This is a genomic window from Oceanicaulis sp. LC35, assembly GCF_052055585.1.
In the GTDB taxonomy this organism is placed as follows: Bacteria; Pseudomonadota; Alphaproteobacteria; order Caulobacterales; family Maricaulaceae; genus Oceanicaulis.
Genome location: NZ_CP170485.1, coordinates 2,010,515 through 2,023,309, shown reverse-complemented (window position 1 = coordinate 2,023,309; position 12,795 = coordinate 2,010,515). Strand labels below are relative to the sequence as shown.

General features: G+C 62.8%; 13 protein-coding genes. 11 read left to right on the top strand and 2 right to left on the bottom strand.

The features are described 5' to 3' along the window. Positions 1–18: 18 nt before the first annotated feature. The 8 genes from ACFELO_RS09695 to ACFELO_RS09660 all read left to right on the top strand — a co-directional run bounded on the left by ACFELO_RS09695 (position 19) and on the right by ACFELO_RS09660 (position 6,395). The gene (locus tag ACFELO_RS09695) at positions 19–1,416 is read left to right on the top strand and encodes a MotA/TolQ/ExbB proton channel family protein (protein ID WP_440957565.1); all 1,398 of its coding nucleotides are present in this window, start codon (positions 19–21) and stop codon (positions 1,414–1,416) included. 12 nt (positions 1,417–1,428) lie between these two features. Continuing rightward, positions 1,429–1,950 (top strand): MotA/TolQ/ExbB proton channel family protein, encoded by a 522-nt coding sequence (locus tag ACFELO_RS09690; protein ID WP_440957564.1) that lies wholly within the window; start codon positions 1,429–1,431, stop codon positions 1,948–1,950. Positions 1,951–1,953: 3 nt separating this feature from the next. Continuing rightward, entirely contained in the window at positions 1,954–2,364 is a 411-nt protein-coding gene (locus tag ACFELO_RS09685; protein WP_440957563.1) for an ExbD/TolR family protein, read from the top strand. Positions 2,365–2,387: 23 nt separating this feature from the next. Beyond that, complete coding sequence (locus ACFELO_RS09680) at positions 2,388–2,789, top strand: ExbD/TolR family protein (protein WP_440957562.1); 402 nt, start codon at positions 2,388–2,390, stop codon at positions 2,787–2,789. Positions 2,790–2,799: 10 nt separating this feature from the next. After that, a complete protein-coding gene (locus tag ACFELO_RS09675; protein WP_440957561.1) occupies positions 2,800–3,417 on the top strand; it encodes an energy transducer TonB in 618 nt (205 codons plus the stop codon). Between the two features lie 59 nt (positions 3,418–3,476). Beyond that, entirely contained in the window at positions 3,477–5,012 is a 1,536-nt protein-coding gene (locus ACFELO_RS09670) for a tetratricopeptide repeat protein (protein ID WP_440957560.1), read from the top strand. A 207-nt stretch (positions 5,013–5,219) separates the two neighbouring features. Then, positions 5,220–5,879: an energy transducer TonB gene (locus tag ACFELO_RS09665; protein WP_440957559.1), complete on the top strand. Its 660-nt coding sequence runs from the start codon at positions 5,220–5,222 to the stop codon at positions 5,877–5,879. 111 nt (positions 5,880–5,990) lie between these two features. Then, positions 5,991–6,395 (top strand): GFA family protein, encoded by a 405-nt coding sequence (locus ACFELO_RS09660; RefSeq protein ID WP_440957558.1) that lies wholly within the window; start codon positions 5,991–5,993, stop codon positions 6,393–6,395. A gap of 56 nt (positions 6,396–6,451) precedes the next feature. Here ACFELO_RS09660 and ACFELO_RS09655 read toward each other — a convergent pair whose 3' ends face one another. Both ACFELO_RS09655 and ACFELO_RS09650 read right to left on the bottom strand, forming a co-directional pair. Continuing rightward, complete coding sequence (locus ACFELO_RS09655) at positions 6,452–8,755, bottom strand: S9 family peptidase (RefSeq protein WP_440957557.1); 2,304 nt, start codon at positions 8,753–8,755, stop codon at positions 6,452–6,454. 118 nt (positions 8,756–8,873) lie between these two features. Further along, on the bottom strand, positions 8,874–10,097 hold the full coding sequence (locus ACFELO_RS09650; protein ID WP_440957556.1) for an MFS transporter: 1,224 nt from the start codon (positions 10,095–10,097) through the stop codon (positions 8,874–8,876). A 232-nt stretch (positions 10,098–10,329) separates the two neighbouring features. Here ACFELO_RS09650 and ACFELO_RS09645 point away from each other — a divergent pair, with 232 nt between their 5' ends. The 3 genes from ACFELO_RS09645 (at position 10,330) to ACFELO_RS09635 (ending at position 12,780) form a co-directional block, all read left to right on the top strand. Then, positions 10,330–11,424 carry a DUF2336 domain-containing protein gene (locus ACFELO_RS09645; RefSeq protein WP_440957555.1) on the top strand — a complete coding sequence of 365 codons (1,095 nt, stop codon included), beginning with the start codon at positions 10,330–10,332 and terminating at the stop codon, positions 11,422–11,424. A gap of 62 nt (positions 11,425–11,486) precedes the next feature. Next, on the top strand, positions 11,487–12,467 hold the full coding sequence (locus tag ACFELO_RS09640; protein WP_440957554.1) for a sodium-dependent bicarbonate transport family permease: 981 nt from the start codon (positions 11,487–11,489) through the stop codon (positions 12,465–12,467). A gap of 4 nt (positions 12,468–12,471) precedes the next feature. Then, positions 12,472–12,780, top strand: a complete 309-nt coding sequence (locus ACFELO_RS09635) for a DUF190 domain-containing protein (protein WP_440957553.1) — start codon at positions 12,472–12,474, stop codon at positions 12,778–12,780. Positions 12,781–12,795 lie beyond the last annotated feature (15 nt).

The following is a 12,795-nucleotide window of genomic DNA, read 5'->3' as shown; positions in this document are numbered from 1 at the left end:
AGACGGGAGATTCTTACGATGAAACGCATTCTTACCTCGATTGCGGCCGTCTCGCTGATCGCCGGTGCGGCGTCGGCTCCGGCCTTCGCACAAGCCGACCGCGAACCGGTCACCTCCATTTCCCAGCTGCTTGAGCGCGTCCGTGCGGACAGCCGTGATGCACAGGCTGAGAACCAGCGTCGCCTGCAGGAGTTCCGCTCCGAGCGCGACCGCCAGTCCGCCCTGCTGAGCCAGGCCCGCAACGAACTGGCTTCCCTGGAAGCCCAGTCCGAGCGTCTGCAAGCCCAGTTCGACGCCAACGACCAGCAGATCGCCGAGCTGGACGCCCAGCTGCGTGAAGCGCAAGGCGCTTTCGGTGAACTGTTCGGCGCCGCCCGTCAGGCTGCTGGCGAATTCGGCTCCACCATCGAAGCCTCCCTCGTGTCCGCCCAGTACCCGGGCCGCGCCGAGCCGCTGCAGGAACTGGCCCAGAGCCGCACCCTGCCGGAGCGCTACGAACTTGATTCCATCTGGCAGACCGTCGTCAACGAGATGGAAGCCCAGGCTCAGGTCACCACGTTCAACACCCGCGTGCTGGGTCTGAACGAAGGTCAGCCGGTGGCCGTGACCCGCGTGGGTCCGTTCATCGCCATGGCCAATGATGGCGGCCCGGTCTTCGTGCAGTGGACCTCCGACGAAAACAACACCGCCGCCGGCTACCGTCTGGCGAACCTCGAGCGTCAGCCTCCGGCTCGTCTGCTGAGCGCGGCGTCCAACCTGATCAATGCTGAGCCGGGCGAAATCGTCTCCGGTCCGGTCGACCCGTCCCGTGGCGCGCTGCTGCGCATCTACCGTGACGTGCCGAGCCTGTCCGAGCGTTTCGAGCAAGGCGGCATCGTCGCAAAGATTATCGCCGTCCTGCTGATCTTCTCGGCTGCTTTCGGTCTGTTCCGTCTGGTGAGCCTGCTGCTGACCACGTCCGCCATCAACGCCCAGAAGCGTCGTTCGACCGCGTCGAACTCCAACCCGCTGGGCCGCATCATGCTGGCGTATGAGGAAGTCAAGGATCGTCCGACCGAGACCATCGAGCTGAAAGTCGACGAAGCGATCCTTCGTGAGACTCCGAAACTCGAGTTCGGCCTGAACTTCATCAAGCTGGCGGCTGCTGTGGCTCCGCTGCTCGGCCTGCTCGGCACCGTGACCGGCATGATCCGGACCTTCACCCAAATCACCCTCTTCGGCACCGGCGATCCCAAGATCATGGCCGGCGGTATCTCCGAAGCCCTGGTGACCACGGTGTCCGGTCTGATCGCGGCGATCCCGCTTCTGTTCATCCACTCGTTCGCTGCAAGCTTTGCTCGTGGCGCACAGCAGACCCTGGAAGAACAAGCTGCTGGCATCATCGCCCGTCACGCCGAAGAGAAATCCGCAGGTTAAGGAAACAGACCTATGGATATTTCAGGCGCCCTCACAGGTCTCCAGGAATTCCTGGAACGCGGTGGTCCGATCCTGACCTGGATCATGGCCCTGACCTTCGTGATGTGGGCGTTTATCCTGGAACGTCTGGCGTATTTCGGCTTCGCCCATAAGGGCACGGCCGATCGGGCAAGACAGGAATGGGGCGCACGTAGCGACCACCATTCCTGGCACGCCCACGCCATCCGGGATCAGCTCATTAGCGAAGTTAAGGCCAAGGCCGACCAGAATGTGGAACTGATCAAGACGCTCGTCGCGGTCGCTCCCCTCTTTGGTCTGCTGGGCACGGTGACCGGGATGGTCTCGGTGTTCGACGTCATGTCGATCTCCGGCTCATCCGATGCTCGCGCCATGTCGGCGGGGGTGGCTCGCGCCACCATCCCGACCATGGCGGGCATGGTTGCTTCTCTGTCCGGACTGCTTTTCTCCAACCAGATCGAGCGCATGGCCAAACAAAAGGTCCATGAACTCGCCGACGAGCTGGAGGTGGACTAGGCCATGCGTAGACGTTCAAAACGCGGAAACGATCAGGCCGACATCGATATGACGCCGATGTTGGACATCGTGTTCATCCTACTCATCTTCTTCATCGTTACGGCCACCTTCATCCAGGAAGAAGGCGTGGACATGCGTCCGCCGCCTCCGTCCCCGGAGCAGCCGGACCAAAGCAACCCGGTGATCCTTGTTCAGGTGAATGACCGCAATCAGGTCTTCGTCAACCAGGAACCCACCAGCGAGCTTCGCGTCCTTGCGGCTGTGTCACGGATCCGGGCTGAACAGCCTGAATCCGCGGTCCTCATCGAGGTGTATGACGAGGCGCTTCACGGCACCGTCGTCACCATCTGGGATGAGATGAAGGCGAACAGCATTCCGGTCTCAATTTCTCGCCACGACAGCGGCGAGGGGTAACGGATCGGGAGAGGAGACAAGCAATGGCTCGCCGACAAAGCCGCGTGCTCAACGATGAGGAAGAAGTCCAGCTGGACATGACCCCGATGCTCGACGTCGTGTTCATCCTTCTGATCTTTTTCATCGTGACAGCCGTGTTCGTTAAGGAGCCAGGCGTCGACATTCTGCGTCCCGAAACTCAACTTCGGGACCGTGAGAAGCCGACCCTGCTCGTGGCCGTGACGGCCAATGACGAAATCTACGTGGATGGGGACGTTTACGAGCTCTCGCAGCTTCGTAACGTGTTCGAACAGCTCCGTGAGGAGAACCCCCGCGCCGAAGCCATGATCCAGGGTGATCTTGGCGCTCCGGCCGGTACGGTTCTCGATGTTCAGGAGTTGCTCATGGACATGGACGTGCCCGTCAAAGTGTCAACGCAGGAGTGAGGGAGACGATATGGCTAGTTTGATCCGTCTTCTCGTCGGTGCGCCTATCGCGGCCGTCATCACCTTCCTGCTGTTCATGCTCATGCAGCGACTGATCGTGACCGATTCAGTCGAGCTTCCTGAAGCGGGTGATGATCTGCGGATCGTTATCTCCGAGGAAGTCGAGGATATGAGCGTTCGTCGTCGTGAAGTGACGATGGATGACGTGAACGACGTGGAACCTCCGCCTCCGCCGCCTCAAATCGAGCGGCAAGTGGCTGATGTCCCGTCTGAAGACATGAGCACCATCGCCGGTGAAATTCCGGAATTTGACGCTCCGGACCTGGGCAGCGGCGACGTCAGCTTTGACGTGTCCGACCGTGACGCCCAACCGATGGTCCGCATCCCGCCGCAATATCCGCCCCGGGCGGCTGAACGCGGCACGGAAGGGTACTGCCTGATGCAGTTCGACGTGACTCCGGACGGGACGCCGACGAACATTGTGGCGCTGGATTGCTCCAGCTCCCTGTTCGAACGCTCCTCCGTACGGGCCGTGGAACGCTGGCGGTATGAGCCGAAAATCCAGAACGGCAACGCTGTCTGGCGTCGCGGCGTGCAAACGCGCCTCGATTACCAGCTGGCTGACTAAGCAGTGCGGCGCACCAAACTCCCTAACGAGGGCGGTGCGCCGACACCGGGAGAGAGACAATGACTCTGAACGAGACTTTCAACCCCGCCAGCTTGGTTCGGTCACTGGGCGTCGTCGCCGTAGCCGGCCTTCTGGCCTTCGCGATTGCTGCGCCGTCAGAAGCGCAACGCCGTCGCGACAATGATGAAGAGCAGGTTGAAGGCCGGGTTCTGACGGCGGCTGTGGGTGAGCAGGTGCTCGCTGCGCAGGAATGTCAGGACGTGGACGACAATGCCTGCGTGCTTCGCATCATGAACGAGCTCGCGGCTCGGGAGGGACTCAGCCCGTATGAACGGTTTGTGGTTCTCCAGTTCCGCGCGCGCGCCTACTTCATGAACGATCGTCTGGATCTGGCGATCCGGGATTTCAGCGCTGCGCTGGATACCGGGGCGACCACCCGTGACGAGACCGTTTCCATCCGCTCCGCACTGGGCCAGCTGTATCTGGTGCAAGAGCAAACCGATCAGGCGATCCGTCAATTCGAGCTGGCCATCGAGGCCGGCGCCGAGCTGACGCCGAGCTTCTCCAAAACGGTGGCGCAGGCCTATCTTCAGGCTGACCGCATCCGTGACGGGGTCCGCTATGCGGAGATCTTCTACAACAACACCCCGGAGAAGACGGAGCAGGACTACAACCTGATGTTCTACTTCTACCAGCAACTGGATCGCACCAGCGATCAGCTGCGGGTGATCCGGGAGTATCTGTCCGCGTTTCCGGGCGCGCGTCAGGCGTGGCAGAACCTGATTGCGCTCTATGCGCAGCAGGACGATTCAAACAATGCGTTTGAAGCCAACAAGCTCATGTATCTGAATGGTCTTTTCCAGGAAGAGAACGAGCTGATCCGTCTGGTGCAATACTACAGCTACTTCGAGAATCCGTTCCGTGGCGGCTCCATTCTGGAGCGTGAAATGAATGCGGGCCGGGTGGAAACCAACCAGCGCAATCTCGAGCTTCTGGCGAACATGTGGCGTCAGGCGGCCGAGTTCCAGCGTGCGATTCCGGTTCTCGAACGACTGTCGGAACTGCAAGGCAGCGGTGAAACCGCTCTGCGTCTGGCGGAAGCCAACTTCGCGCAGAACAACTTCGCAGCGGCTGAAACGGCGTTTGAAACGGCGATCAACCGCGGCGGGCTGAGCGATACCGGCAAGGCCTGGGAACTGCTCGGGACCTCGCGGTTCCGTCAGGGTGACCGTCAGGGTGCTCTGGCCGCCTTCCGTGAAGGCGCCCGTTACCCGACCACGCGGTCCACCTCCAATGGCTGGATCCGCTGGATCACCGCTCAGATCGAAGGCGAAGAGCGTCGCCGGGTGCAGCAGGAGCAAATCGTCATCGACGAATGCCGCCTGACCCTGGAAGCCGAACGTCGCCAGATCGTTCTGACCGGTTCTGTGGACGAGGAAGGCCGCGTGCGGTTTGAATCGATCCCGGAACGCTGCCAGCCGTACTACAATGTGTATGGCGAACAGATCCGCGAAGCGGGCATGTCGGACGAGGAAGCTGCAGCCGCTCAGGCTGAAGCTGCGGCCGCAGCCGAAGCGGAAACCGCTGAAGGCTAAGCCGTCTTCAAGGCAAACTGGAAAACCCCGGCGTTCCGCGCCGGGGTTTTTCTTTGCCCATTCATCATTTCCCCTAAGACGAAGGTCGAATCCGCCGCCTCGCTTTGAACGGGAAAATGTCTGGTTTTGGCCGCATTCACATTACAGCCTCGCAATGTTGGCGGGGACAGAGCCAGAGGCCGCCCCGCATTGATCGGGGAGTTGATCATGACCTCAATGACTGTCACGCCTACGACCGCCGCGTCGCCGCAAGGGCACGCGATCTCGACCGCCGCCCGCTGGATCACCGCCGGCAGCCTCGCGGTCATCATCACCTTCGCGCTATTTGTCCTGATGAAGGTGCTCATCCATGTGGAGGTGATCGTGCTGCCTGAACCGGCGGAGCGGGAGACGTTCACGCTCTCGGAAAATGTCAGACCCCATACCGTGACGCGGCCGGATCGTCCGCAACGGGTTGATGTCGAACCTTTGCCGGTCACCCCGCCCATTGATCGGTCGAGCACTGAAATCCCGTCTGAAGACGGCTTCACCTACGCCACCACACCGGTCACGCCAGAGCCTGTGATTGATACCGGGATGGAGGGCGTCACCCTGGCGCCATCGCCGCTCGCGATCCGCATACCGCCGGTCTATCCGGCGCGGGAGCTGGACCGGGGCATCACCGGCCAGTGCACCATCCGCTATGACATTCTGGCCTCTGGGGCGACGGTGAACCTTCAGGTCACCGAATGCGACAGCACGGGCTTTGCCCGGGCTACGATCGCCGCAGTCGAACGCTGGCGTCACCAGACGGTGCAGGACGTGGACCCGAACCGCATCGTCAATCGCGGGGTCCAGACCACGCTGGTGTTCGATCTGGAAGACTGATCACCGCTCAGGCCGAATTGTGAACGGTGCAGCAGTTTGGCTGCGCCGTTCACATTTGTGCGTGCGTTAGGGATGGGGTTGAATGCCGCTGTCAGGACAGAGGAGAGCGCCATGAAAGGCGAATGCAATTGCGGCGCTGTCAGCTTTGAGGTCACCGGCCCGGTCATGGGGGTGATCCAGTGCCATTGCTCGCTGTGTCGTCGCTATACGGGCACGGCGAATATCTCGGTTGTGCTGGCGGACCGGGCGGATTTTCACTGGCGCTCTGGCGCCGACAAGGTCTCGCACTGGCGCCATCCGGAGGCAGATTGGGAAAGCGCCTTCTGTCAGGTCTGTGGCTCGCCGGCGCCGGGCGACAATGATGAGGACCGTGTCTTCATCCCGGCGGGCATCCTTTCCGAGGGCGTGGACGACCTCAAGGTCATCCACCATATCTTCGTAGGCTCGAAAGCGGGGTGGGACGAGATTGGCGATGAGGGCGAACAACACGACACACGGATTGGCGTGAAGTCCTAACAAAAACGGCGCGGGAGAGGCTCCCGCGCCGTTTCTCATTGCGGTGGGGGCCGAGCCTAGTGCTCGCCGCCCTCCTGGCTCTCGGACGCGTCAGAGCCCGCCTCAGCGGCCTCTGCATCGGCCAGACCCACGGTCATCAGCGCGAAGGCGTATTCCTCGGCGGTTTCACGCAGGGCGTCGAACCGGCCTGAAGCGCCGCCATGACCCGCGCCCATATTGGTGCGCAGCAGGGTGAGGCCGTCATCGGTGCGACGGGTGCGCAGACGCGCCGCCCATTTGGCCGGCTCCCAATAGGTCACGCGCGGGTCGGTCAGGCCTGCGGTGGCCAGAACGTGCGGGTAATCCTGCGCGCTCACCTGATCATAGGGGCTGTAGGACATGATGTAGTCATACGCCGCCTCGTCGGTGATCGGGTTGCCCCATTCGGGCCATTCCGGCGGGGTCAGGGGCAGGGTGTCGTCGCTCATCGTGGTCAGAACGTCCACGAAGGGCACCGCGCCAATGGCGCCGGCGAACAGTTCCGGCGCCTGGTTGATGGTCGCGCCGACCAGCAGACCGCCCGCGGAGCCGCCCATGGCCACCATCTGACCTTCAGAGGTGTAGCCCTCCTCGATCAGGGCGCGGCCGGAATCCACGAAGTCATTGAAAGTGTTGATCTTGTGGTCGAGCTTGCCGTCCAGATACCATTGATAGCCCTTGGCCATGCCGCCGCGGATATGGGCGATGGCGTAGACCATGCCGCGATCCACCAGCGAGAGGCGCGAGACCGAGAAGCTGGCCGGAATGGTGATGCCGTAAGAGCCATAGCCATACAGTAGCAGCGGCGCGGTGCCGTCGATCGGGGTGTCGCGGTGGTACAGGATCGTCACCGGCACGCTGGCGCCGTCACGGGCGGTCGCCATGATACGGCGCACGACGTAATCGTCGGCGTTGTGGCCGGACGGCACTTCCTGTTCCTTGATCAGGGTGCGCTCGCGCGTGCTCATATCATAGTCATAGGTTTGTTCCGGGGTGGACGGGCTCTCATAGGAGAAGCGCATCTGGTCGGTGGCGTATTCATAGCCGCCATCCATGCCGAGCGCGTAAGCCTCTTCATCAAAGGCGATCTCGTGCTCTTCACCCGAACGCAGGTCGCGCACGACGATGCGGGGCAGGGCGTTGGCGCGTTCAGAGCGAACCAGCCAGTTCTCAAAACCCATCAGACCGTTCACCAGAACGCCCGGACGGTGCTCGATCAGCGGGGTCCAGTTCTCGCGGCGCGGATCCTCCAGCGGGGCTTCCATGATCTGGAAGTCCACAGCGTCATTGAGGTTGGTGCGCACGAACAGGCGGCCGCCCGCTTCGGTCAGCGAGTATTCAACGCCCGGCTCCCGCTCGGCGACCAGGATCGGCTCGGCGTTCGGGTCATTGGCGTCAAAGACGCGCATTTCAGAGGTGGTGTGGTCATTGGCCGACAGCACGATCCAGCGATCGCCATCGGTCTTGCCCACGCCCAGGAAGTAGCCCGGATCGGTTTCTTCGTAGATCAGCTCGGCGTCGGCCGAGTTGATGTTCTGGCGATAGACGCGGCGCGGACGGTTGTTCTCGTCGCGCCAGACCCAGTAGATGGTCTCGCTGTCATTGCCCCAGACGATGGAGCCATAGCCCTCATCGGTCAGGGTGGCGATGTCTTCACCGGTCTCAAGATCGCGGATCTTTACGGCGTAGAATTCAGAGCCTGCGGTATCGACCGCATAGGCCAGATAGCGGTGGTCAGGCGAGTGCTGGACCGCGCCCAGGCCGAAATAGTCGATGCCCTCGGCTTCGGCGTCACCGTCAAAGATGATGACTTCCTCGCCGGCCATTTCGCCGTTCTCGCCGGTCGCGCGGCGCACGAACACCGGATACTGGCCGCCTTCGCGATAGCGCGAGGAGTAATACCAGTCGCCGTCGCGGGATGCGGGGGATTCGTCGTCTTCCTTGATACGGCCGCGGATCTCTTCATAGATGCGGGTCTCAAGGCCGGTCAGCGGCTCCATCACTTCGTTGTAATAGGCGTTCTCCGCCTCGAGATGGTCGCGGATGTCCTGACGCAGCACGGACGGCTCGCGCATGACTTCCTGCCAGTTGGCGTCGCGCAGCCAGCTGAACTCGTCCGTGCGGGTGCGACCCAGCTGGGTGATCTCTTCAGGGCGCTGTTCGGGCGTCGGGGCCTGGATCGTCTGCGCGCGGGCGATCAGATCCTGGGCGGAAGTGTCAGTCATTGTCTGTTCCGTAGTGGTGGCGGCGCTGTCAGAGGCAGGCTGACTGCAGGCCGTCAGGGCGAAGACGGCCGCTCCGGCGAGCAGGGCGGCTTTCATGCCATATCGAGATAAGCTCATGATGATTTTTCACCAGACGCAGCACTGCGTCTGACTCCCCAATAAAACTGAAGAGACAGTGTTTCTCGCGGCTGCAGCGCTGTCCAGTGAGTCTGGCTGAAATGTAACAGAATACCGATCAGGATGTGCGGCGAAGCGACAGGATCGGGGTAGTCAGCGACACAAAGCCCAGAACCAGCAGCAGGCCCGCCATGGGGATGAGCGCGGACAGGCGCGGTCCGATCTCGTGCACGACATGGCCCATGACGAACGCGCCGAGCGGCATACCGCCAAACAGGCCCAGCTGATAGACGCTCATGACGCGGGCGATCATGCGCGGCGGCGCGTTCTCCTGCACCACGGCGCGTGACAGCGAGATGGCGACGCCCCCGCCCAGCCCCCAGCTGAAGACAAGCCCGAACAGGGCGAAAAGCGGCATGGGAAAGGCCAGGAGCCCCATGGTGATGACCGTGGCCATCTGCGCCATCATCAGCGCGCGACCGGGGCGCTCGATCTCTCCGGCGCGGGCCAGCAGCACATTGGCGATAAAGGCGCCGATCCAGAATGCGACCAGCAACAGGGCGAGCATTCCGTACCCGCCATCATAAACATCGCGCACCAGAACCGGGATGATCACGAAGAATCCGCCGCCCACGACCAGAAGCCCGAGCGCCAGCATGATCAGCGTCATGGGCGCGAGGATTGGCGAGCGCAGGACTTCCAGCACGCCCGACCGCAGGCTGGCCCACAGGCTCTCCCCGCCGGTATTCTGTCGGGGAAGACGCGGCATCATCAGCGCCGCCGCGCCGCCGATGACGAGCCCGGCGGACTGGACTGCGAACAGGGGCGCCGGGCCCAGCCGACCGGCCAGAACGCCGGCGCCCATTCCCAGGATTTGCGCTGCGAACTGGACGAGGGAGGCGAGAATGACCGCTTTCTGGAGGGTGAAGTCGGGATGGCCCAGCCTTTGGGCCACGCGGGTGACGGCATTCACCGCGCTGTCGCGCGCAGGCATCACGAACGCCCCGGCCACCCCCACCAGCAGGGCATAGATGATCATCGCCCAATAGCTCAGCAGGTTCCGGAACAGCATCAGGGACAGCACGGCGGCGCACAGGCCCGCCAGAACGTGAAATCCGCCCATGACCCAGCGGCGATCCAGACGTTCAGCGACCACCCCGGCAAAAGGCAGCAGGAACAACATGGGTGCGGTGAGGGCGGCCTGGGCCAGGCCCAGCCGGTCCGGGCTCTCATTCAGCGTATAGTTGATCACACCGGGAAACAGGGTGGTCTGAAGCCCGAAGCTGAAGAACCAGCCCGAGACCGCAATCATGTAGACGCTGAAAGGCGGCAAACGCCTCATTCGGCGCAGTCTGCGTAGAGTTTTCAGCGCCACGAGCGGTCCTGTCAGCTGTGAGAATCCCGGGCCCGTATGAACGGACACACTGAACCCTAGCAAGCCAGATACGGGCAGAACAAGGTTGATAAGGACTTAAGCACTCAGGTGTGATCAGGGCGTTTCGGGCAAGGGCTTCGACGCTTCCTTAACGCCCTTGGGGCAAGCTTGGCGCTCAAAAGCCGGATGTGACGTTGTAATGGCCGAAGACCTCAGCCCTGTTCCTCCTCGCACCGCCCCGCCGCGGGCGCGTGATCTGTTGACCCGCAGGCTGGCGGACATTGTCTGTCTGCCTTCCAGCCAGATTGCGCCGCAAGAGCGCTGGATGGTGGCGGACGTGCTGGATGAATTGCTCCGCTCGGCGGAGGTCGAATTGCGCATGAAGGTGGCCAAGCGCCTGGCCCAGCAGCATGAAGCGCCGCGCGGCCTGTTGCGGCGTCTGGCGCATGACCAGTTCGAGGTGGCCGAGCCGCTTTTGCGCAACTCGCTCGCCCTGTCCGATTTTGACATGATGGACATCGCCCAGTCGGGTTCTGTGCGTCACAAGCTGGAGATCGCCCGGCGCGAGAAGGTGTCTGAAACCGTCGCCGCCGCCCTGTGCTCGAGCGCGGATATCGAGGTGATGACAGTCCTGCTGCGCAATCCGGGCGTGCGATTCGCCAGCTCGACCATGGATGTGATCGTCCGGGTCGCCGCCGAGCACGATACCATTGCCCGTCTCATCATTCCGCGTCCCGAATTGCGGCCCGCCCAGGCGCTGGCCCTGTTCTGGTCGGTGTCGCATGAATTGCGCCGTTTGATCCTGGACCGTTTCGCCGCCTCCCGTCAGATCCTGCAAGATGCGGCTGAAGACGTGTTCCCGCTCGCCGCAAGGGAAGAGACCCCGGATTCCGCAGTGCGCGAGGCGCTGGCCTATATCGACCGGCGTCAGCGCGACCGGAAGGCGGCCGAGGTCACGCCCTATGGCTCTCTGGAAGGGCTTGTGGAACGGGCCGCCCAGATCGGTTTCACCGAGGAATTGCGGGCGGAAGCCTCCGTGCTCGCCAATGTCCAGCGCGACCTGCTGAACCGGATGATCGATGATTTCGGCGGTGAGCCGCTGGCGATTCTCGCCAAGGCGACCGGCCTGTCGCGTCAGCATCTGACGGCCATGATCGAAGGGTCGGGCCGGATGGACGCTTTCAACCGCGTCGAGCAGGCCGTACGAGTGTTTGACACCATGAGCGTGGACAAGGCGCAAACCGTGCTGCGCTACTGGAACTGGGTGATCGCCCGCGCCGCGCGCGCAGGCTGAACAGCTTTTCGCGCTCGCAACAAACCTTGAACCGGTGAGCCTGTGCGTCTAGCTGTCGCACCATGCTGGATGTTCTTTCTCTCGCACTTGCGAACCTGACATCGCCGGCCGTCCTGTTTTTCGCCCTCGGCGTTCTCGCCGGGGTGGTGCGGTCTGATCTCAACATTCCCCAGGCGGTCGCCAAGGGGCTGGCGCTCTATCTGATGCTCGCCATCGGCTTCAAGGGCGGTGTGGAAGTCTCCAAGGCCGGCCTGACGCTGGAGCTGCTGCTCGCGGCAGGCTCGGGCGTGCTTCTGAGCTTCGCCATGCCGGTGATCGCCTATGCGCTGTTGCGCGCCTTCACAAAGCTCGACCGTACGACCGCCGCGGCCAGCGCCGCGCACTATGGTTCGATCTCGGTTGTGACCTTTGTGGCGGGCTCTGAATTCCTGCAGCTCTCGGGTCTGGTCTATTCAGGGCACATGGTCGCCGTGCTGGCCTTGATGGAGACCCCGGCGATCCTGACGGGCCTGCTGCTGGCGGGCGCATCGAGCAAGGGGCCGGACCCGTCAGCGCGCGGCGAGCTGATCCGCGAAGTGGCGCTGAACGGCTCTGTGGTCCTGATGATGGGCTCTTTCGTGATCGGCTGCATTTCGGGCGAGCATGGCATGGTCCGGCTCGAACCCTTTGTGGTCGATCTGTTCCAGGGCATTCTGTGCCTCTTCCTGCTCGATATGGGCCTTGTGGCGGCGCGGCGTCTGTCGGGCGCACGCAAGCTGGGCGTCACCGGGGCGCTGTTTGGCGTGATCATGCCGCCGATCGGCGCAACTGCGGCGCTGGGGCTGGCGCTCCTCGCTGGCATGGGGGCCGGGGATGCGGCGGCGCTGATGATCCTGGGCGCGTCGGCCAGTTATATTGCTGTGCCTGCGGCCATGCGGATCGCACTGCCGGACGCTGATCCGTCCGTATATCTGACATTATCTTTGGCCATTACCTTCCCGTTCAACCTGACCATCGGCATTCCGCTTTACAGCGCGATCGCCAGAGCTGTCATTGGAGGCTGAAGACATGTCGCGGACCGTACGCAAGAAGCTCATAGCCATTGTGGAAACGCCCCATCTCAAACGGCTGATCGACCTGTTCCGCCAGTGCGGCGTGACGGGGTTCACCGTGATCGAGGGCCGCGAGGGCAGCGGCCTGGGCGGGGACTGGACGCGCGAGGATGTGCTGGACGCCACAGAGATGAAGGTGGTGCTGTCGGTGATGAAGCCGGAGACCGCCGAGAAGGTGTTCGAGCTCGCCGAGCCGTTCTTCGCGCGCTATCCCGGCATCATCTACGCGCACGATGTCGAGGTGGTCCGCGGCGAGCGCTTCTGAAGAATATCCAGTATT